Raw genomic sequence first — 22342 nt, forward strand, 5'->3', positions numbered from 1 at the left:
TATGGTAAAAGGTTATTCATCTTTTGAAGAAATAGATACACGCTTGAAGATACTAGAACTTCAACGCGAAATCGATCAAGAAAGCCTAAAACTTAATGTTCAAAACGCACGGGTAGATTTGGTTCCGCGCTTATTTCGTGATAGCCTAGGAACAAAATTTACTCAAAACGATACCTTAAAAAGCTTATTCATTACTTTCATTTCAAGCAAAGCATTGAATTTCATTCGTAAAAAACGTAGGTCGAGAAATCGAGATTAGCAGTAATTTAATTTTAGTTTCTTCACTCATAAAAAAGTATTACTACTAAAGTAAAATCACACTCGCATTTTACTCAAGTAAATTTTGGCGTAAAAAATTTTATCCACATTGAAATTAAGACTTAAAATGATTTAAATGAAAACAGGATTAGTACTTTCTGGTGGCGGAATGCGTGGTGTGGCTCATATTGGCGCTATCAAAGCCCTTGAAGAATATCAAATTTACCCATCGTATATAGCAGGAACTAGCGCGGGTGCGGTAGTGGGTGCTTTATATGCAGGAGGATGCACATGGCAAAGGATGCTAGACTTCTTCAAAACGGTAGACTTGTTTTCTGTAAATAAATATGCTTTAAATAAACCAGGTATTATTGATACATCTAAATTTTATGACCTTCTGAAAGAGTATTTGCCAGAAGATAATTTTTCAGCTCTTAACACACCCCTCTATATAACAGCAACTAACTTACTGGATGGTACCCTAGAAATATTTCATGAAGGACAACTGATTAAACCAGTATTGGCTTCTGCAGCAGTTCCTGGATTTTTTGCGCCTGTTCAAATTAAGGATGGATATTATATAGATGGTGGCACATTAAACACTTTCCCCGTAGATTTAATTAAAATGTATTGTGATCAAATTGTTGGCATTTATGTAAACCCTTTCAAAAAAGTTGAAATAGAAGAACTTAAACATTCATATAATATTCTTGAGCGAGCGTATCATATTAAAATTGCTAATGAATCGCTATCCAAATTTAATGATTGTAATCTGTTAATAAATCCTAAAGGATTGGAGAATTTTGGTATGTTTTCAGTAAAAAACATAGATGCAATATTTCAATTAGGCTATGATTCTACAATCGAAGAATTAGAAACGAACCATTCCTTAAACAAATCTTTGTCTCCTGCAGAATTTGAGTTGATGAACGGTTTTTCCGTAGATTCCATTTAAGATACAAATCCATTTCAAATTCATCAATTTCCTTGTTTAAACAAAGGTTTTGATTACACTACGATTGAAGAATTATCGGCTAAAAGTTTTTAAAAGAATAAACTCGCTAATGTTTGTTGTATCAATAGCACCAACAAGTTTCCCGTTTTCAACTACTGGATAAAAATCATTATTCGCTTTTCCTTTTATCTGTAATACTTTTATTATTTCCATTGACACATCAACGGTCTTAAATTTTTTCTGCATGATGTCACTAACCAAAACCAATGGTGTCTTTACATTTTTTATGATATCTTTTTGCGTTAAAATACCGATGATTTTCTGATTTTCGACAACAACAAAGTCTTTCTCCGTTCCTGCAAGTAAAATATCAATAACCTCTTGAAGATTATTGCCTGGCTGCAATCTTGTAATATTTGTAAGTGTAGCCTCTTTCACTAAATGACCTTTTAATAAATCTCCTTGTTTCACCATTTGATTCTCACCATAGGCCCCAAGAAATATAAAAAGAGCAATTAGTATTAAAAAAGGATTAAAAAAGAGTCCAAGTACAAAAAATAAAAAGGCCAAACCTTGACCTATACTTGCTGCAATATCTGTAGCCGTGACACGATCAAGTTTAAAAGATAAAAGTGCACGAAGTACACGGCCACCATCCATTGGAAAAGCAGGAATCAAATTGAAAACCACTAACATCACATTAGCAATAAAAAGATAAAACAAAAAGTTTTGAAGCGTTGCCTCATAAAGCATTTCCTCCAAAACAATAGAATCGAAATTAAAATAACTTCGTACAGGCACAACAAGAAGCAGAAGAACAGCAATAACAACGTTCACTGCCGGACCTGCTAATGCAATCAATAATTCTTGTGCCGGCTTTTCTGGCATTTTTTCTAAAGTAGCAACTCCACCGATCGGCAGTAACAAAATATTCTTCGTCTTGACACCAAACTTTTTTGCAGTTAGCGCATGCCCTAATTCATGAAGTACCACACAAATGAACAAGACAAATATTAGTGCCTCATTAAGAAGAATTCGATTAAGTTCACTACCCTTCTGTATTTCTAAAAATGCAACCCAAATGAGTAGTAATGTAAATGTCCAGTGAACTTCAATTTTTATCCCTGAAACGCTTCCTATTCTCAATGCACCTTTCATATCGATTAATTTTAAACTAAGGTATTTATGAACACGGTCTACACCAATGACATTGGTCATAGCAAAATAGAAGACATCAAATTATATTTAAAATATATCATGAATTAGATATCACCAAAAACAATATTATAACACGTACTGTAAACCTAGCTGTCGATTAAAGAACTATCGGTGCAGGCAATAGTATAATGGCTGCATATAGCGTTGCTTGTTGTACGGATATGACTATGAAAGAAGCTATACAATTGTGTAAAAAGAAAGATGTAGAAGAGCTTAATAAATAGATATTAGAGAATTCATACTTGTAAAATGTATTCTCCAAAATTTTATTGCCTTTATGCTATATTTCTAGATTACCTGAAAGTTGCCTAAGAATAATTTCTGATAATTTTGCTTGAAACTTGGCATTGCTAAAGCGAACTTTGGCATTGATATAATTCAATTGCGCCGTTCTAAACTCTATGGTCGGAATAATACCTATTCTAAATTTATCGACAGTAATATCTAGATTCTCTTTAGCTATAGATTCATTATTACCTTCTAACTCTATTAGACTTATATTGGTTAAATAGGTTTGATAGGTGGTTACTAACATCGATAATAATTGCTGTTCCTGTTCTTCAATAGCAACTTCTGCATTCTGCAATTCTATCTTTCCTATTTTCTCATTTCTATTTTGGTTGAAACCATTAAAGAGATTTAAAGAAGCACCGAAACCATAATTAAACCCCTGTGAATTTGAACTTGTCGTAAACCCCAGACTTGATTCTGAACGACCAAAATTATAACCAGTGGTAGCATAAAGAGTAGGGTATCTTGCTGCTCGTATTTGTTTTAACTCTAATTGACTGATTCGTTTACCAATTCGTTCCGCATTTAATTGTGGATTATTGGTAACTACCATCGTTTCTAGCTTTGGAAGCGATAAACTTTCATCCACAAAAATCTCAGGAACTACTTTAAAATCGATTTTTAAATCACGTGCCAACTGTTCATTTAATTGGATCTTGGTATTTGCATATAATTCTTTCTGACGCTGCATTAAAGTTTGATCTGTATTCAAATCAACTTGCGCATTCAGCACTTCCAATTTTGATGCCTTGCCAATTTTAAATCTATTTTGAGCCAGCTCAACTCTTTGCTTAGAAATATATATCGTACTATCTAAAGCTGAAAGTTGCTGCTGTTGTTGCACTAAATCGTAGTATGTTATCATTACCTCACCTACTTTGGTAAGAATAACTTGTTTTAATTCTACTTCACCCAAGTTTTGATTTTCCTTCAACTGTTCATAATTAGCAAACATTCGAAGTCCATCAAATAATGTCCAATCCATGGCTACACCATAATTAAGACTATTATTTTTTGCGTTATCACGTTCGACCAAGGTGCCGTCTGAACGCGTTTGCGAGAGATTCTGAACACTATTGTTATCTATAATACTAGCTTCAACTGAAGGAAGCATACCCGCAAAACCTGGACTAACAGATAGTGAGTCTATCTTTAAACTGTTGCCTGCAGTGATAATTTGATAATTATTTTCAACCGCAGTTTTTACCGCATCTTGTATGGTAAGCACCTCTTGCCCGGAAGTACTTAGAACCGATAGAAATATAAAAATCAATGTAAGCTTAGAATAATTCATTTTAATAGGTTTCAAGCGCTTTAAATTCTGGTCTCTCTACCTTTTCTCTTGACCATAACATGTAAAGTGCAGGAATAACAAATAAAGTTAACATTAAAGAAAACAGGGTACCACCAATAATTACTACCCCCATGCCAATTCGACTTGTAGAAGCAGCTCCCAATGATAAAGCAATAGGCAAAGCACCTAATGCAATCGTCAAGCTCGTCATTAAAATAGGTCGTAATCTAGATTCTGAAGCTTGCAAAATCGATTCCCTTTTTCCCAAACCTTGTTCACGTAACTGATTGGCAAATTCTACTATCAAAATACCATTTTTGGTCACTAGACCAATTAACATAATCGTACCTATTTGGCTAAAAATGTTCCACGATTGTCCGAATAGCCAAAGTGAAAACATGGCACCGGCAACCGCCATAGGTACAGTCAATATGATAATAAAAGGATCAATAAAGCTTTCGAACTGAGCAGCAAGTATTAAAAATATAAGTAACAATGCTAAACCAAATGCGAAAAGGGTATTAGAACTACTTTCAACAAAATCACGAGATTCACCCCCTAAATCGGTAGTGAACGAATCGTCTAAAACTTTATCTTTTATCCGCTCCATCGCCTCTATACCATCATTAATAGTTTTACCGGGTGCTAAATTCGCTGAGACGGTGGCCGACATATATCGGTTATTATGGTAAAGTTGAGGCGGACTACTATGTTCTGATGTTTGAACAAGGTTATCTAACTGAATTAATAAGCCATCTTTATTTTTTACGAATATGGAAGTTAAATCCATAGGTGCATTTCTATCCTCTTTATCAAATTGTCCAATTACTTGGTACTGTTTTCCATTCATTAGAAAATAACCAAAACGCTGACCGCTTAAAGATAATTGCAGTGTTTGAGCAACATCAATTACCGAGACACCTAAACTTTCTGCTTTTTCACGGTCTATTGTTACATAGATTTCAGGCTTATCAAATTTTAAATTTACATCTACGAAAGAGAATGTTTCATCTTTCTCCGCTTCAGCCATAAATGCGGGAATATTCTCTTCTAACTTTTTAAAGTTCTGTGCTTGTATGATAAACTGAATTGGAGGACCACCTCTTCTATTTACCGAAATTGTAGGTCGTTCAGATACATTTGATTTTCCACCCACGTATGCCTTTGCCCATCTACCAAGATCGTTCGCAATTTCATTCTGTGATCGTTCTCGCTCACTAGGGTCAACCAATGCAATATTAGCTCTACCACTATTTACCGAAGAAGAACCGAACCCTGGGGAAGTAAGTACAAGACTCACTTTTTTTTCGGGTACCGAATCGTTTATTAATTCAGTAATATCAGTCATTAAACGATCCATATATTCATAAGATGATCCCTCTGGAGCATTTACGTTTAAGCGAACAAAACTACGATCATCATATGGTGCCGTTTCTTTTGGAAGTAAAATATAGAACAAAGCTATTAGACCTAAACACCCAATAAGAATAGGAAAACTCAACCATTTCCGTTTCATAAAAACCCGTAACGATTCGGCATACGAATAATTCATTTTTAAGAAATACTTCTCAGTAAAATGATAAAATTTAGACTGTTTTTGTTTACCTGGCTTAATAAGGTATGCATTAAGCATTGGTGTCAATGATAATGATACAAAAGCCGATACTAATACTGCAGCACCAAGTACAACGCCAAACTCACGAAAGAGCCTACCAACGAATCCTTCCAAGAAAATTACTGGAAGAAATACAGCAGCCAAAGTTATAGATATAGATATTACCGCAAAGAATATCTCGTTAGAACCCTTAATAGCGGCTTCGATCGGACTCATGCCCTCTTCTACTTTCTTATAAATGTTTTCGGTAACTACAATACCATCATCTACAACAAGGCCTGTTGCCAAAACTATCGCCAATAAGGTCAATACATTTATTGAATACCCGAACAACCACATGATAAAAAATGTAGCAATTAAAGAAACGGGAATATCTATTAAAGGTCGAAGTGCCATTGACCAGTTTCTAAAGAAAACGAATATCACAAGAATTACCAATATTATAGATATGAGTAATGTTTCTGCCACCTCGGTAACTGCGCGCCGTACAAAAACTGTGTCATCAATAACTACATTCAGCTTAAACCCTTCAGGCAAGTCTTTCTTGAGTTTTTCATATTCCTCATAAAAAGCATCTGCAATTTCTAAATAATTCGTACCAGGTTGAGGAACTACAGCTGTCGCGACCATTGGCTGACCAGAATCACTCATCTTGGTTTCCATATTCTCACCTTCTAAAGTTGCCTTTCCAATATCACTTAAACGGACTAATTTTCCGCCATCAGCCATTATAATTATATTGTTGAACTGCTCTTCGGTATTTAAATTCCCAATGGTTTTAACTGTTAGTTCGGTATTGGCACCTGTTAACTTACCAGATGGTAATTCAACATTCTGAGCTAATAGAGCTGTTCGTACATCTGCAACAGTTAATCCGTAGGATGCTAATTTCAAAGGGTCAATCCAAAGGCGCATCGCATATCTTCGTTGGCCCCAAATTTGAACACTACTTACCCCAGGTATGGTCTCTATACGCTGAGCAATAACATTTTCAGCATAATCAGAAAGCTCTAGAATATTTTTGCCATCACTTTGTACGGTCATGGAAAGAATACGTTGAGCATCTGCATCTGACTTTGAAACTACAGGTGGTGCATCCAAATCATCCGGTAAACTTCTTACAGCTTGAGAAACCTTATCCCTAACATCATTGGCGGCATCCTCCAGATTTTTATCCAAGTTAAACTCAATACTTATAGAACTTGAACCTTGTACACTTGAAGAGGTTATGTTACGAATACCATCAATTGAATTAATTGCTTTTTCTAAAGGCTCAGTGATCTGGGACTCAATAATATCTGCATTAGCACCTGAATAATTAGTACGCACAGAAACTTGTGCCGGATCAATCGAAGGAAATTCACGAACGCCTAAATATGTATATCCGATGATACCAAATAAAACTATGGTAAGGTTCATTACAATTGTTAGAACCGGTCGCTTAATACTTAGTGTAGATAAATTCATTACTCTGCAGAAATAATATCAGTTTTTCCAAAATCAATAGTAACAGGCGTCCCATTTTTTAATGCCATTACGCCATAAGTCAAAATAGTATCTCCTACTTTTAAACCAGATATAACCCGTACTTCATTACCGGTACGTGCACCGATTTCAACGTCTATTTCTTTTGCTTTACCTCCTTCAGAGATAAAAATTCTTTTTCCATTTTGAACAGGAATCAAAGATTCAGAAGGCACCATCAATGCATTATCAATACTTTCTAACGGCAATATTACATTTGCATAAGTTCCTGGATATAACTTACCCTCTTTATTCTCCGCTATGGCTCTCATTTTAAGTGTACGTGTTGCAATCTCAACTTCTGGTTCAATAGCATAAACCTTTGCTTCATGCTCTTGCTTAGAATCTGACGTTGTAAACGTTAACTCAGAGCCGATAGATACTTGAGAAGTATACTTTTCTGGAATTGAAAATGTAATTTTTATTTTACTTGTATTCACCAATTTGGCTATAGGAGTCACTGGTGTTACATACGTTCCTTTAGATATAGAACGTAAACCTATAGTACCTGAAAATGGGGCTCGAACAATTGTTTTTGAAAGTTGAGCTTGAATAAGTTGGGATTCTGCACTTGCAGACTGAAAATCTGCGCTAACAATTTCATATTCTTCTTGACTAATTGCTTGCTTTTCTAATAATAGCTTAGCCCTACGCTCATTTTCAGAAGCTAATTTTTGCGCTGTTTGCACTTTTGATAGTTGTGCTTGCAGTTCAATATCGTTAACTTTAAATAATACCTGACCTTGCGATACTTTACTGCCCTCTCTAAAATTAATGCTCTCTACTACCCCAGAAACCTCACTTCTAATTTCAATTTGTTCATTAGCCTCTATTGTACCAGACAGTGAAATGTTATCATTAAATTCCTGAGCATATAACACCATACCTTTTACCCTAGTTGCTTGGGCCGAACCTTCTGCAGTTTTAGGTTCACCTATCTCACTATTAGAATTTACTCGATAGACAATCAATGCTATAATCCCTACAATTAATAAGCTATAGACTACGTATTTTATTTTCATAAGCCCTTTGGAAAGAAATTATATAACGTGTTATTTAGAACACTGACAAATCTAATTCTAATAGCCTATTTTAAGTAAATCTTATACAATATTTAACATGGATTTAGCATGCAATTATTGGATAATATTGTTTCAATCTTCAAATTAAAATAAACTCTGATAATATATGACTGCATACTTTTAAGAAGGTTTAATCATAAATAAATTTTAACATTAATTCCAGTTTCAAATTTGGAGGCAGGTAACTTTTAAATTAGAAAACGTAAATGACGAAAATAATAGAATATGTGAAATAGATAATAGCCGTGGCACACTAAAGACCGTTAGCAAAAGATAAGTCTGATAATTTTCAGGTTTCTGCCCCCTAAACTATTAAATATTTAAAAACCTAGATTAGAAAACGAGATGAAAAAATAAAATCTCATTATCAATTATATTCAAATATTAAATATTAACCAATTTTTCATCAATAGGGAAATAATAAAGAAAGCTCAGATTAGCGTCTTGCCAATACTGGGCCTTTTTATGAGGGATTTTACTTAAAATGAGCACTAAAACAATTTATGAAGCCAATACTTTTACTGATTTTTCGAGTTTATGAACCGTTAACAGTTTAGAAATAAAACCACTACAAGCACTATGTTCTTCAGCTTTAATTATTTCATTCATACTAATTGTAGAAGACAACAAGTAAATTTTTATTGAATTTAATTTCCTTTTGTTTATCGCTCTAAATTCATTCAAGAATTGAATCCCATTCATTATTGGCATATTGATATCTAAAAAAAATATATCGGGAAAGAATGTTGATTCAGAATTCGAAGGATTATTTAATGAACTTGAATAATCAATGGCTTCTTTTGCAATGGTATACGTTTTAAAGCTTGCATTTATAGCTAACTTCTCTATGATTTTTTGATTAATAAATCAATTTCTCTATCATCAATCAACATAATATTTATTTTCATAACCTATTTTTATCCGAATTTTGGTAAACTAATTATAAAACAAGCACCTTCAGTAATTTTGCTTTCAACTCTAATTTTTCCGTGTAAACTTTCGATTATATTTTTAACTACATACAACCCTAGACCATTAGACTCTTGATTATGCTCAACTTCAGTTCAGTTCAGTAGTATAATTCAAATATCTTATCAATTTCATTTTTAGCTATTCCTCGCCATTTGTTGACTATTAACAATATTATTTCATCTACTGTTGATGAAATATTAATAGATACATAAGGCTTATGTATCTCAGTTGAACACAATGAATTACTTATCACGTTCTTTATGATATTTTTAAACACCGTAAACAATAACTCTGAACTTGAATTGAAAACCAAGGGATTTTCAATGTCTATATTAAATTTATTTGCTAAAATTTATCATACCCTGGGTGTCTGTTGTTGCAAAATATACGGACGCTCCTTTTACGATATTGACTAAAATTAGACAAGGTGACAATGATGTAGAAGTTTCCATACCCTACTTTGAAAAATTTAAGGATGCGACTCCTGTATTGTTGGATGATATTATTTCAACGGCGCATACCATGTTGGAAACCATCGGTCATCATAAAAATGAAGGCATGAAACCTCCCATTTGCATTGGTATACTTGCTGCTTTTTCTGGGAATGCATATCAAGAATCAAAGGATGCTGATGTTGCTGAAATTGTTACTTGCAATACGATACCGCATGCCTCCAATGTAATTGACTTAACCGATATTATGGCCAAGGAAATTAAAAATTTGATTTCTAACTTATATTAAAAATATCAAATTGCTTGCTAACTGAATTTTCATATGCCTTAAGAAGTTTTTTAAAAGACATATTTAAATAGCAAATCAATGTCGTTTCCAAAAAAAATTGAGTTTTTTATTTTATTTGTTCTGTAACAAAAATATTTATTTACGAATTCTAACATTTGTAGTATGTCAAGTCAGTTAGTTTTACCCAACATTAAAAAGTTCATAATCCGTATATAAGCGAATCAGTGCAGCCACGGACCAAGCCTGGTGTATACACCCTTTCCCCTCCTTGGGATCATCTCCGTCAAAAACTTCGGAGATGCATTGTATTCCTTGTTGGTTATAGAAATGGTCTTTCAATAAGGCCAACTCTCTTACTACCTTTTTTTTGTTTTCAATGGTGGCTCCGTATAATTTAAAAAATACATGATAGTAATCAAACAATAAATAAGGCCATACTGTACCTTGATGATAGGCCTGGTCACGCTGCAATCGGTTACCTTCATATTTGCCATGATAATTAGTGTCCTCTTTGTCAAGAGTCCTCAGTCCATATGGAGTATAAAGCTTTTCGCGTACGGCTTCGAAAATTTTAATCTGCTGTGCTTTTTCCAGTAACGAAAATGGCAAACTCAGACAAAACAATTGGTTGGGTCTAAAACAATTGTCATAAGTTACATTCGGAACAATAACATCAAAAAGAGTTCCTTCGGGATTAGTGAACATCTTAGAAAAATTAGTCTCGAATCGATTACAAATATCTGCGTATTCAGCCCCAAATTCGATTTTGAGGTCATTACAGAATACTTCATAAATCTTCAAGGCATTGTACCACAAGGCATTGACCTCAACGGGGCAACCGATTCGCGGTGTAATTACTTTCCCAGCTACAATGGCATCCATCCACGTGAGTTGTTCGCTTTCTTGCCCACCGAATAAAAAACCTTCTTCAGTTACATGTATGTTGTACCGTGTACCGGATATATGACAATCCAATAGCCCTTTTAAGATATTTATATGCTTTTTTACGAAGGGAAGATCATTAAATTTAAGCACATACTCGTAAGATGCTATAAAAAGCCATAATGTTGCGTCTATCGTATTGTAATCAATATAATCTTGACTTTGGTCCGGAAATTTATTGGGTATCAAACCTTGATCGATACTTCTATAAAAAGTCGAAAGAATTGATTTGGAGACTGCTTTGTTACCGGTAGCTATGGTCAATCCGCGCATCGAAATCATAGTGTCTCTACCCCAATCTCCGAACCAATGGTAGCCTGCAATAATCGACATGCTATCGGTTGAATTCCTTTTGACCAAAAATTGATTTCCTGAACGTAGTAGATTCCCATAAAAACCTTGCTCTTTCTTTATTTTTCCTCCCTCCAAATTACTCTTTTCCTTCGAATATAATTTTTCGATATCACTTGTAATCACATCTTCTTCTAAGCTAAACACTAGCGTCAATTGTTCGTTTGGCTTCAACTCATATTTTACATAGCCTATCCTATAATAATCACACACAAAATCATAACCTTGGTCATGCTCTTTAGGCAATTCAATATTCTTGTACCATGAGCGTGCCTCGGTAAATTCTCCTGTACTCCATCTTGTAAAAACGGGTTTACTACCATAATGAGAATATGTTTTTAGCTGAGTCGGGGAGATTTCCGTATAAAAATCAGTAAACTGATTTTCATGGAAGGTAGCATGGTAATCGCTATCATCATAAAGCGGCTGGAGTTCTAAAAAAAAGGACGTTTCCCCGGCGTTCTTATAGCTTACCAAAACGGTATTGGAGTCCTGCGCCATAAAAATATTTTTTTTCAGTTTCCAATTGTCCATTGCATACTGCCAAGTTGGAAAGGGAAGGTTATCGAAATTATTTAAATACTTTGACCCGTTAGGATAAACGACACCTGAGTATTGATTTGTAGAAAGGTCATGGTACGTTCCATTGATAAAAACACGTTCCTCAATTTTGGCGACCACTACCCGTCTATCAGTTGGTGGATTCAATGCTGCTACTAGTAGCCCATGATAACGCCTGGTATTCGCCCCACAAACCGCTCCAGATGCATAACCACCAAGTCCGTTGGTTACCAGCCATTCCTGTTCAAATAAATACTTCATACTATTACATTATCCCCTAAATTAATTGATTGACCAATAGAATATCCTTTTAATGCCGCCATATCTAAAACCAATACAAAAAAGAAACTGTGATTCTATAGTGATTATTTCTAAAAAGTAACACTCTGGGAAATCCTATTATCAAAAGACTCTTCTAATTAAATATATCTTTTTTCAAACCTTCCCGTTATTTCGGTTAGTTTAATTTTATAAACAACGCCTTGCAAAGCTTCTATAAATTTTCCGTGCGCATCGGTTATTGCATCATGTACTTTTGTTTCGCCAGTCATTAGTGGCGTTACACGATCCATTAGTTTTTGCATGCCGATTCGACACTACTCGGGCTATTTTAATTCCTCGAATTTCCCTCAGGTAATCACACTTCTCCAATTACCCATATTTTCTATTACATCAACTTCAAAACAGACCATTGGATTTTTACGCATCAAATTAAAATTCATTCCTTCTTGGGTATGTCCATACGCATACTGACCATCATTGGCATACGTGACCAGAACAACATAAGTTTTATTATTGGGTGACAACCTACTCGCTCTATAATCCAACTGTGCAATACACTTACAATTTGTCCAATACTTTAATCCTCTAACAATGTAGAATGATTTATAGTTATTCTGCTGGAAAGCATATCAAAGTAAATAAGTATTCATAACAGCCAGAATGATTTAAATCATTTCTAATGGATTCCTTTTATGATAGTTTTGCAAACTAAACGTTAAATCTAAAATTTATGGCTATGGTCAAAGATTTTCCAAAACACTATAAAAGACATTATCACCTTAATGGGACAATTGGGAAAAAAATTCCTCCTACAATGGAGGGGTTTATACGCTACATATGGCAAGTACTGCAGATGGTGTCCTTACTTCCAAAACCAAAGAGCTTATTTCCTTGGGGATTGCCATAACGGTACGGTGCGACGGTTGCATAGCTTTCCATGTTCACGATGCCCTAAAATCAAAGGCGACTTCCGAGGAAATTCTGGAAACCATAGGAATGGCAGTGATGATGGGAGGAGGACCAGTTCTTATGTACGGCTGTGAGGCATTGTAAAGAAATTTAGCTAGTTGGAATTTCAACGTACCACATTGAGTCAATGTGATGTAACAAAAATCGTTGTGGTTAACAAAGAGTTTGTTGAAATATATACTAATCCCGACAAGCTCTATAATTCAAAACACAAGAAAGTAACACAAGGAATTTTCAGCTTCAAAATGGATCCCCATTATTCCATGAACATGGCATCACTTATAAGAGAAGATACAGAAGTGGGATTTTGTCGGTAGGCCCTCTCGGGATAGGAAAAACCCCGATAGCCAAGGCGATATATGGAGAATCCTATGATCCCTTTTTATTTTGTCGGGATCTGAGTTCATTTAAATAATAGTTGGCATTGGCGCTTCCTGTGTTCGCTATTTCTCTAAAAAGGCAAAGTAAAAGGTGCCATGGGAGTTCCATTGATAAGGTAAAAGCTTTTTAGACTTGCGATGAACACGAAAGCCCCTTGAATCAATTGTTGCTCGAATTGGATGTATTCTGGACCAACACAGGCGTGATTCTATTGGTGGCTACCAATATAGCTGATATATTCAATAAAGTCCTTTTAAGACCTGTACGGTTTAACCGCCATTTTAAACTGTACTACCCAACAAAGAAGAGCGAAAAGAAACGATAAGTTAAAATAACTATTATGATGTTAAACTGTATTTGAATGGTAAAATTTAGTCCGAGTATGTTCATAACACCAAGTATAGTCTTTGTCGTCATATTGGCCCTATACTTCTTTTTTAAAAAAAAAGTAAAGGAAAAGCATGCCTACAGCCATGTACTTTACGCCACGCTAATTGTGGCCTATGTTCTCAACTTTGTTTGGGAATTGGCCCATGGTCCTTTGTACAAAGGCTTCCAATATGATGAAAAACATATATATTTCTGTGCTTTGGCCACTTTGGCCGATGTACTGATGGTACTACTTTTATTTTTTGCATTTGGTCTACTTTTCAACGATGTGTTCTGGATCAGAAACATGAATGCTAAAAAAGTAATAATCCTATTGCTAGTCGGAGGGTTGGGGGCGAATTTTTCCGAAATGATTCATTTAGAAAATGGTCATTGGACATATAATAGCACAATGCCATTATTGCCTCTTACTGGTGCCGGGGTTACTCCGGTTCTACAGTTTACCTTTTTACCTTGGTTCATCTTTCTTATAATCAGCAAGATTATTAAAAGGAAAGTTTCTTAATTGCTCGCCAAACTTTTATAAAAGCCTTCATATAATGATTACAAAGTTATAAAAATCGGCATCGAATATAAGCTGGTTTTATTTCTGACTGACATAGATCATTTTAGTCTCTAAAATAGAGAATTAGCTTTGTTAAACCCATGATTTTTTGTTGGCATCATTCTTATCAGCGAATAATCTTACCAAATAAATATTTAAAAAGAAAAATGCATGAAAACAAAATCAGAATTTTTGAGCGAGGAAATAGTAGAACTTCTCAATTATCGTATAGAGCAAGAAGAATTTTCTTCGAGAACTTACCTTTCTATGTCACTTTGGGCAACCGATAAAGGATACTTGGGGGCAGGCAAACTGTTCAATAAATATAGTGAAGAAGAAATGGCTCATGCCGACAAAGCCAGGGCAATGCTTTTGGCGAACGGTATTCAACCCACAACACCAGCCCTGAAGAAGCCAGAACAGGAATTTCAAAATTTGCCCAATGCCATAAAAAAGGCATTTAATCATGAAACCGAAATTACCAAACAGTGTTATGCACTTACCAAAGCAGCCTACAAAGTGGAAAATTATATGGTGGCGGAACTCGGGCTATGGTATTGCAAAGAACAGGCCGAGGAATTGGAAAAGTTTCAAAATCTATTGGATAGGTTCGAGGCATTCGGCGAAAAAACTGATATGCTGAGGGAACTCGACGAAGAAATGGAAGATTTAGCTGAATGAAACTTCAATATATCATAAAATTGGAAAGAACAGAATAAAAATAGAACTCATGAAAAAAACGATAATATTTACAATGGTAACAGGGTTTATGGTTTTGGCCCTCTTTAGTAATTGTAGGGAAAAACCAGAAAAAAAGCACATTGAAGGTACCGAAGAAAACCTAGAAGTGGTCGTAAAGGAGACAAAAGATGATATAAATACTAACGTGAAAAAGGACTGGGAAAAGTTCAAAAATGAATCGGAGTTAGTCATTAAAAATACAGAAAATCGCTTAACGGAGCTTCGCGAGAAGATTTCAAAATTCGATAAAAAAGATCAGGGAAGACTACATAAAACTTTGGATAGTTTGGAACAGAAAAACACGAGACTAAAAGAAAGGCTTGCCCAACGCGCTCAAGAGTTCAAAGAAGATTTGATTGTATTCAATACTTCGACAAAGGAAAAAGAACAAAAGTTTGAACAGGAAGTCAAGCATGATATAGAAGAAATTAAAAAGGCATTAAAGAAAATTATCACACCAGATGATAGCATATTAGATGAGTAAAAAAATAATGGGAACAAGAGGATTTGATTCGAAAATAAGCAGAATCTAGAGCTGGTAAATTACATTAATGCTCTGAATACTCAATATTTTTTAAGATATTGAAATATTGTGCCCCCCCTCTGGAAACCTACGTCCTATCGAATATTTTAATTAGTATTGTCAATCTTTTATTAGGATTGTTATGCTTATGTGTTAAAGTAGAACTTGAGGTATTACCCTCTACCAGTATTAACAAATTAACTTTATCGGTTTTTTGCCTCTTATATCTTAATGATATCACTTGGGCTTTTAACCAATATGGTTTTATCGCCTCGTATAACAATGGGTTCTTTGAGTAGTTCTGGGTTTTTTCTTAGTATTTTAATCCAATCATCTTCCGATAAATCCGGCTCGCCAAAATGTTTACGGAAGTCTGGGTGTTCTTTGTTAACCAATTCCTCTAACGAAACATGAAGCCGATCGGCCAATTCTTCCAATTGGGTGCCCGTAAAAGGGGTTTTTAATATATCAACATCCCTTACAGGAAAACCTTCCGCCTTTGCATAGGCCAATGCTTTCTTGGCAATAGTGGAATTCGGATTATAAAATAAAATCACCTCCCAGTTTGATGTTGCTATTTCTCCCATGGTATTTATTCAAAAAATTTGTTTAAAATGTCTACCTGCCATAACGCAACAACCGAAATTTCAGCATCGGCATTCAACAGCACTAAGCCATACCCTAAGCGAGACAGTTTGCAATCGCTGATGATTTCGTTGCCTATTCCACTAAAAACAGGTCTAAAATGTTTACGCACATCGATTCCTGAAGATTTTGCGACTTATATCGCTCTAGTAACGGCATCTGAGATATTGTTGGGCCATAATCCTTTGTTCAGCAAATCACTTGCAAGATATTTAATTTGTACACTATTATAGAAATCCATAAAATGGACAATACTATCAGCTGTGTGGTAATCTCTTCTAAAAATGGTCATTCCCATATATATTAGAGATTCTTCATATGTTAGAAAATCACCCTCTTGAACCTTTGAAAATCCGCCTCAAATCTTTCCATTTGAAATTTAATTTGACGGTGTTTATCTCGATAATCGCTATCTGACAAACCTTTTTCCCCCTTTTCCAATCTTGCCAAAAATTTTTCATGATTAGTGATATCATCTGCCAAATCTTCATAAAGATCTGCATGTATTTTGTCCAGTTCTTTCAACATACTTCCATATTCCTGCTTATTCTCATTTGCAGACTCTTTTTTCTTAAGCAAATCGGCAAAAAATTTGGTTTCGTCTTTCCAGAAAGCTACGGTATTCAACCATTGTTTGCTTTCAAAATGAAGCACATCCAGACCTGCGCCGAGTAGAAATTCTGTTTTAACATTTCAAGTTGTTGTTTTCATAGTATTTATTTTAGGTATTGTAAATCATTTCACCAAAACCTAATACATAGGCTTGTTTTAAGATATTTTATTGTTTAATCAAGTAGTTGTTCCACTTCTGGATTATTAAATCTATCATAATATTGTACTTACTTTATCTTAAGAAGTAAAAGTGCAAACTAGAATCCGCAGATAAAATGATATAAATCATTATTGGAAATGATTCTTTTATAAGTTTAGAGTCGGCCATCTAAATCTGTTACAATTATCAAAGCATTCTTGTTAAATAATCATGACACTGATCTACATCATTAATTTTAGCTCCCATCTAAGGTAAATTGCAGTATAATATCAGGATTCATAAATGTCTATTTTATACCGAAATGATCTATAAATAAAAGTATTAAAATATCAAATATTTATCCAGGAGCGCATACCCTTAGTCCATATTTGACCATAAAAGAGGGTTCATTATTAATGATGGTCGGGGAAAATCCGAATTGGCAGACAAAAAGCTCCAAAACTTTAAGAGGTAACCCAATAACATTTGGTTTGTATGTCACTGATGCCTATAAATCGTTTAAAAAGGGAATCTCTGCTGACGCGACCGTTATAATGCACCTAAAAAATGAGTTTTATACCGACCCCACTGATCAGGTTATGGACCCATTTGGTTATAAATGGATGATAGCAACGCATAAAGAAGATGTGTGGAAAAAAACGAGATGCAGAAAAGAATGAACAAAATGAAAATTGACGGCCGCATAATTAATGTATCCAAAGCCGATAAAATTATATTTCCTGTAACCATGATAACAAAGTGGGATCTGATACAGTATTACAGCAAGATTTCCCCATACATGCTATCTTACATGAAGAACCGCCCTCTGGCGTTACAGCGTTTTCCAGAAGGAATACAAAAAGAGGGATTCTATCAAAAGAACGCGTCCGATTATTACCCCGATTGGATAAAGACTTTTAGAGTAAAGAAAGAAGGTGGTTGGGTCGACCATGTGCTATGCAATGACAAGGAAACACTTATATATCTTGTAAACCAAGGTGTAATTACATTTCATCTTTGGCTCAGCACAACAGATAAATTAAGGTTTCCAGACAAATTGGTTTTTGACCTAGATCCAACAGAAGAAGATTTTGATAAGGTTATAAAAGGAGCTCAAGTGCTGAAAAGGGTTCTAGAAAACGATTTAGGGTTCAAGACCTATGTCATGACAACTGGCTCAAAAGGATTACACATCATTGCTCCTCTTATTCCCAATCAAGACTATGACGAAGTACATGATTTCGCTAAGAAGGTTGCCAATTATATAGTAATTAAACATCCATCGGAATTTACCGTAACCATAAAAAAAGACCAAAGAAAGGGCAGATTGTTTATTGATTATCTAAGAAACTCTTATGCCCAACTGGTTGTCGCCCCGTTTTCTGTAAGGGCTTTGGAAGGAGCTCCAGTTGCCACTCCGATAAGTTGGCAAGAATTAAAAGAAGGAAAAATAAGTACTTCAAAAGCCTTTAACATTCATTCTGTTTTTAAAAGATTGGAACAAAAAGACCATCCATGGAAGGGTTTTAATACCCATACCAAGAGTATTAACGATCCAAAAAGCAAATTGGAAGCATTGATAAATGCACAAAAGTCTACCTCTTCACACGATAACTAAAAAAATAAAATCATGGATGCAATGGATAAAAAAATAGCGGTACTTAAAAACGCAAGTAGGAAATTGTCAACGGTTCTCGACCTTGATCCGTTAATATCAAAATTATCCGATTCTCGTGTTGTTTTACTGGGCGAGGCATCCCACGGAACACATGAATACTATACTTGGCGAACCGCCATCAGTAAAAGCCTTATAGAAGAACACGGTTTCAACTGTATTGCCGTAGAGGGAGACTGGCCTGATTTTTATCGTGTTAATCGATATGTAAAGCACTATACGAACAGTCATGGTAGCGCAGTAGAAGTATTAAAAAAATTTAATAGATGGCCAACTTGGATGTGGGGTAACTGGGAAATAGAGGCCTTGATCAATTGGTTGCATAAACACAATGATAATTTGCACGCTAAAAAAAGGGTTGGCATCTATGGTTTGGATGTGTACAGTCTTTGGGAATCCATGCAAGCCATTATGGACTATCTAAAAACACACGATCCATCTCTTACAACCTCCGCCAAAAGGGCATTGGGTTGTTTTGAACCTTATGGAGATGAAATGGGTATGGCCTATGCAAGGTCATTACATCGCTTTACACCCAAGACCTGTGAAGATGAAGTGGTCAATTTGTTACGGGACATCAAGCAACGTGTTCAATCTTTCAATACCGATATAGAGGCCTCACTCAATATGGAACAAAATGCCCATATAGCCAAAAATGCCGAAAAATACTATCGCTCTATGATAGGAGCCAACCAAAGTTCATGGAATATTCGAGATCATCATATGATGGACACCTTGAAAAGGTTATTGGATTTTCATGGTAAAGAAGCCAAGGTAATTATATGGGAACACAATACCCATGTGGGCGATGCCCGCGCAACGAACATGGCTCATGAGGGGTCCATAAATGTTGGCCAACTGGTAAGGGAACAGCTTTCCGACTATAATCCAAAAATTGTCGGTTTCGGATCGTATCAAGGTACCGTAGTCGCAGGATCGGAATGGGGCGCTCCTATGCGGAATATGATTGTACCCCCTGCAATGGAAGGCTCTTGGGAACATCTCATGCACCAAACAGGAAAAGGAGATCAATTGCTGCTCATGGACGACTTAAAGAAGGACCCACAATTCAATAACCCCATTTTACAACGGGCAATAGGTGTGGTCTATCATCCACATTATGAGCGAATAGGTAATTACGTACCTTCCGTTATGCCTGAAAGATATGATGCATTTCTTCATATTGATAGGTCGCAAGGGTTGCATGCGATGGGTCTATTTGTGGATAAAACCCAACTGCCCGAAACCTATCCATGGGCGTTTTAATACATACTCCTCTTGAATTCTAATACTAACCTGTTTTGATTATCTTTTTTAATTCATTTTCAAAAATTTTTAGTTCATTAACATAATCCTTGACTAAGCAAAAATAGTTGCCCTTATCCCAATTATTGAGATGGGTAAGGGCCTTTTTTTCTTTAATTCCCAAACCCCTTAAAATACCATACGGGCCTACAGTCATTGCTCAAAGTATTTTTTCGCCAATTATATAAAAAAAAACAGAGGTCAAAGATCCTATAATAAAAATGTGGCCAATTTAAGGATTGGAAAGAATTCCAAAACATTCTGATGACCCCAATAGCTTTTTCCAATACTGTTTTAGCGTTTTCTCATTGTTTACGAAAGGCCCTCGGCCGTTCCAATGTGTATATTCCAATTTACCGAGAATGAAAACCTCAAAATTTCGCATGCTTTCTTTAATGAGCTTTATGGTCTGTTCCCTTAACTGTAAATTCTCATATATTTTTGTAAAAAAATATTTTGTTCCGTATCCAGTCTTTTATTCGAGTCATCAATCCTTCAAGAAAAAATGCCATTGGTCAGTAACATTCTTTTTGAGCAAAGTTAGTACGGTAAAAAAATAGGTATGATTTAAGTCATTATTTTTCCATTAAGACTCCAGTACATTTGAATCTAAAATCAATTTTCAATGAATATAGGTTTAGTGCTTTCTGGTGGAGGAATTCGGGGAATTGCCCATATTGGTGCCATTAAAGCACTGGAAGAACATGGTATTTATCCAACCCACATTGCCGGCACAAGCGCCGGTGCCATTGTCGGGGCATTGTATGCGAACGGAATTGGTTGGGAAGAAATGTTAGATTATTTTAAAAATTTGGAGTTCTTCAGTCTAGCAAAGTACGCAAGAAACAAACCAGGGATAATGGATTCCACCAAATTCTATGATGAGCTAAAACAACATTTACCTGATGATAGCTTTGAAAGCCTTAAAAAATCACTTTATATAACCGCAACTGACCTCTTGGATGGTACTTTGAAGGTCTTTCATAAAGGAGAACTTATTTGGCCTCTTTTGGCCTCTGCAGCGATGCCCGGTATGTTTACACCGGTAAAGATCGATAATGATTATTATATCGACGGGGGAACGCTGAATAATTTTCCAGTGGAACTTATAAAAATGTTTTGCGATCAAATAATAGGTGTGTATGTGAACCCATTGGGAAAAGAAAAAATTCAAAACCTGAACCATTCCTATTCCATAGTTGAACGAGCTTACCAAATAAAGACAGCATATGAATCTAAGTCTAAAATTAAAGACTGTGATGTTTTCATCCATCCCAAGAATATGAATGATTATAATCTTTTCTCAATGAAAAATTCTAATATCATATTTAACTTAGGTTATGAGGCAGCCATAGAAGCATTGAAGGATTTTGATATCGCGCAAAAGACATCGGACTTAGCCACACAGGTTGAGGCAATGAGCGATTTCTCAGTAGATGTTACAAAAAATGAAAAGTAGATGATTTAGATCATTTTGACGAATAAATTCACACTTTAATTTCGTCAGAATATTCAAAAAGCTTAATTAAAATATATCTAAGATGGACACATTAATAGAAGAACAGATAATCCCCATACCTAGAATTGGTGATAAAGCACCGGCATTTAAAGCGGTAACAACGCAAGGAGATATCAATTTTCCGGCCGATTACAAAGGAAAATGGGTCATCCTCTTTAGCCATCCGGCAGATTTCACACCTGTATGTACCTCTGAATTCATAACTTTTGCGAGCCTCGAGGAAAAGTTCGGCAAGGCCAATTGTAAGTTGGTGGGGCTGTCCATAGATGGATTATACAGTCATATTGCCTGGTTACGTACCATAAAGGACAAAATCGAATTCAACGGCATGAAAAATATTGAAGTAAAATTTCCCTTGATTGAGGATATTACCATGGAAGTGGCTAAAAAATATGGGATGATCCAACCTGGGGAAAGTAAAACACAAGCAGTACGTGCCGTTTTCTTTATTGACCCCAAAGGTCTTATCAGGGCTTTAATCTATTATCCTTTAAGCTTGGGAAGAAATTTTGACGAAATCTATCGGGCCTTAATAGCGATGCAAACAGCAGACGCATTTTCAGTAGCAACTCCCGCCGATTGGAACCCAGGGGATGATGTGATTATTTCTCCAGCTGGATCATGTGGAGTCGCCGCTGAACGTATGGATACAAACAATGGGGAACTTGATTGCAAGGACTGGTTTTTCTGTACCAAGAAATTGGATAAAAAAGAAGTCTTGGATACCATTCTTAATGATTAATAAATGATATTCAAGTGAAAACACTCGGTCTATATACCACAAGGAAGGAGCGCTACAACCATAGGGACAAA

The 22342-nt window shown here is 35.4% G+C and carries 22 protein-coding genes and 1 pseudogene; 11 read left to right on the plus strand and 12 right to left on the minus strand.

The features are described 5' to 3' along the window. Position 1 precedes the first annotated feature (1 nt). Positions 2-259, plus strand: coding sequence for a DUF6327 family protein (locus tag AACZ41_RS07830; protein WP_339627830.1), 258 nt, complete (start codon positions 2-4; stop codon positions 257-259). A gap of 135 nt (positions 260-394) precedes the next feature. Then, positions 395-1213, plus strand: coding sequence for a patatin-like phospholipase family protein (locus tag AACZ41_RS07835; RefSeq protein ID WP_339627831.1), 819 nt, complete (start codon positions 395-397; stop codon positions 1211-1213). Between the two features lie 72 nt (positions 1214-1285). On the opposite strand, the gene AACZ41_RS07840 is transcribed toward AACZ41_RS07835, so the two are convergent. The 5 genes and pseudogenes from AACZ41_RS07840 to AACZ41_RS07860 all read right to left on the minus strand — a co-directional run. Next, positions 1286-2431, minus strand: coding sequence for a site-2 protease family protein (locus tag AACZ41_RS07840; protein ID WP_339627832.1), 1146 nt, complete (start codon positions 2429-2431; stop codon positions 1286-1288). A 280-nt stretch (positions 2432-2711) separates the two neighbouring features. After that, positions 2712-4016 (minus strand): TolC family protein, encoded by a 1305-nt coding sequence (locus AACZ41_RS07845; protein WP_339627833.1) that lies wholly within the window; start codon positions 4014-4016, stop codon positions 2712-2714. Between the two features lies 1 nt (position 4017). Continuing rightward, the gene (locus AACZ41_RS07850; RefSeq protein WP_339627834.1) at positions 4018-7098 is read right to left on the minus strand and encodes an efflux RND transporter permease subunit; all 3081 of its coding nucleotides are present in this window, start codon (positions 7096-7098) and stop codon (positions 4018-4020) included. Continuing rightward, positions 7098-8177, minus strand: a complete 1080-nt coding sequence (locus AACZ41_RS07855; RefSeq protein ID WP_339627835.1) for an efflux RND transporter periplasmic adaptor subunit — start codon at positions 8175-8177, stop codon at positions 7098-7100. The genes AACZ41_RS07850 and AACZ41_RS07855 overlap by 1 nt, the downstream gene beginning before the upstream one ends. A gap of 977 nt (positions 8178-9154) precedes the next feature. Beyond that, a pseudogene (locus AACZ41_RS07860) lies at positions 9155-9277 on the minus strand (ATP-binding protein); the annotation flags it as partial. 274 nt (positions 9278-9551) lie between these two features. Here AACZ41_RS07860 and AACZ41_RS07865 point away from each other — a divergent pair. Further along, positions 9552-9950: a phosphoribosyltransferase family protein gene (locus AACZ41_RS07865; protein WP_339627836.1), complete on the plus strand. Its 399-nt coding sequence runs from the start codon at positions 9552-9554 to the stop codon at positions 9948-9950. A gap of 180 nt (positions 9951-10130) precedes the next feature. On the opposite strand, the gene AACZ41_RS07870 is transcribed toward AACZ41_RS07865, so the two are convergent. The 3 genes from AACZ41_RS07870 to AACZ41_RS07880 all read right to left on the minus strand — a co-directional run bounded on the left by AACZ41_RS07870 (position 10131) and on the right by AACZ41_RS07880 (position 12631). Next, positions 10131-12065 (minus strand): amylo-alpha-1,6-glucosidase, encoded by a 1935-nt coding sequence (locus tag AACZ41_RS07870; protein WP_339627837.1) that lies wholly within the window; start codon positions 12063-12065, stop codon positions 10131-10133. A 158-nt stretch (positions 12066-12223) separates the two neighbouring features. Next, positions 12224-12388: a hypothetical protein gene (locus AACZ41_RS07875; protein ID WP_339627839.1), complete on the minus strand. Its 165-nt coding sequence runs from the start codon at positions 12386-12388 to the stop codon at positions 12224-12226. A 45-nt stretch (positions 12389-12433) separates the two neighbouring features. Continuing rightward, positions 12434-12631: a hypothetical protein gene (locus tag AACZ41_RS07880; protein ID WP_339627840.1), complete on the minus strand. Its 198-nt coding sequence runs from the start codon at positions 12629-12631 to the stop codon at positions 12434-12436. Positions 12632-13797: 1166 nt separating this feature from the next. On the opposite strand from AACZ41_RS07880, the gene AACZ41_RS07885 reads away from it, so the two are divergent. From AACZ41_RS07885 to AACZ41_RS07895, 3 genes are all read left to right on the plus strand, one after another. Then, a complete protein-coding gene (locus AACZ41_RS07885) occupies positions 13798-14331 on the plus strand; it encodes a hypothetical protein (protein WP_339627841.1) in 534 nt (177 codons plus the stop codon). A gap of 210 nt (positions 14332-14541) precedes the next feature. After that, a complete protein-coding gene (locus AACZ41_RS07890; protein ID WP_339627842.1) occupies positions 14542-15051 on the plus strand; it encodes a ferritin-like domain-containing protein in 510 nt (169 codons plus the stop codon). 49 nt (positions 15052-15100) lie between these two features. Then, on the plus strand, positions 15101-15595 hold the full coding sequence (locus AACZ41_RS07895; protein ID WP_339627843.1) for a hypothetical protein: 495 nt from the start codon (positions 15101-15103) through the stop codon (positions 15593-15595). Between the two features lie 260 nt (positions 15596-15855). On the opposite strand, the gene AACZ41_RS07900 is transcribed toward AACZ41_RS07895, so the two are convergent. From AACZ41_RS07900 to AACZ41_RS07915, 4 genes are read right to left on the minus strand one after another with little or no spacing between them, the layout of a single operon-like run. Continuing rightward, complete coding sequence (locus AACZ41_RS07900; protein ID WP_339627844.1) at positions 15856-16221, minus strand: ArsC/Spx/MgsR family protein; 366 nt, start codon at positions 16219-16221, stop codon at positions 15856-15858. A gap of 5 nt (positions 16222-16226) precedes the next feature. Then, the gene (locus AACZ41_RS07905; protein WP_339627845.1) at positions 16227-16391 is read right to left on the minus strand and encodes a hypothetical protein; all 165 of its coding nucleotides are present in this window, start codon (positions 16389-16391) and stop codon (positions 16227-16229) included. A 24-nt stretch (positions 16392-16415) separates the two neighbouring features. After that, on the minus strand, positions 16416-16571 hold the full coding sequence (locus tag AACZ41_RS07910) for a hypothetical protein (RefSeq protein ID WP_339627846.1): 156 nt from the start codon (positions 16569-16571) through the stop codon (positions 16416-16418). 29 nt (positions 16572-16600) lie between these two features. Continuing rightward, positions 16601-16906 carry a hypothetical protein gene (locus AACZ41_RS07915; RefSeq protein ID WP_339627847.1) on the minus strand — a complete coding sequence of 102 codons (306 nt, stop codon included), beginning with the start codon at positions 16904-16906 and terminating at the stop codon, positions 16601-16603. 513 nt (positions 16907-17419) lie between these two features. Between AACZ41_RS07915 and AACZ41_RS07920 the strand changes: the two genes are divergently transcribed. From AACZ41_RS07920 to AACZ41_RS07940, 5 genes are all read left to right on the plus strand, one after another. Beyond that, positions 17420-17710 (plus strand): hypothetical protein, encoded by a 291-nt coding sequence (locus tag AACZ41_RS07920; RefSeq protein WP_339627848.1) that lies wholly within the window; start codon positions 17420-17422, stop codon positions 17708-17710. Next, positions 17680-18648: a non-homologous end-joining DNA ligase gene (gene ligD, locus AACZ41_RS07925; protein WP_339627849.1), complete on the plus strand. Its 969-nt coding sequence runs from the start codon at positions 17680-17682 to the stop codon at positions 18646-18648. The genes AACZ41_RS07920 and ligD overlap by 31 nt, the downstream gene beginning before the upstream one ends. 21 nt (positions 18649-18669) lie before the next feature. Continuing rightward, a complete protein-coding gene (locus AACZ41_RS07930; RefSeq protein ID WP_339627850.1) occupies positions 18670-19971 on the plus strand; it encodes an erythromycin esterase family protein in 1302 nt (433 codons plus the stop codon). Between the two features lie 664 nt (positions 19972-20635). Continuing rightward, a complete protein-coding gene (locus AACZ41_RS07935) occupies positions 20636-21469 on the plus strand; it encodes a patatin-like phospholipase family protein (RefSeq protein ID WP_339627851.1) in 834 nt (277 codons plus the stop codon). A gap of 82 nt (positions 21470-21551) precedes the next feature. Then, positions 21552-22271, plus strand: coding sequence for a peroxiredoxin (locus AACZ41_RS07940; protein ID WP_339627852.1), 720 nt, complete (start codon positions 21552-21554; stop codon positions 22269-22271). Positions 22272-22342: the final 71 nt, after the last annotated feature.

Origin of the sequence: uncultured Maribacter sp., from assembly GCF_963974015.1 — a bacterium.
GTDB lineage: Bacteria > Bacteroidota > Bacteroidia > Flavobacteriales > Flavobacteriaceae > Maribacter.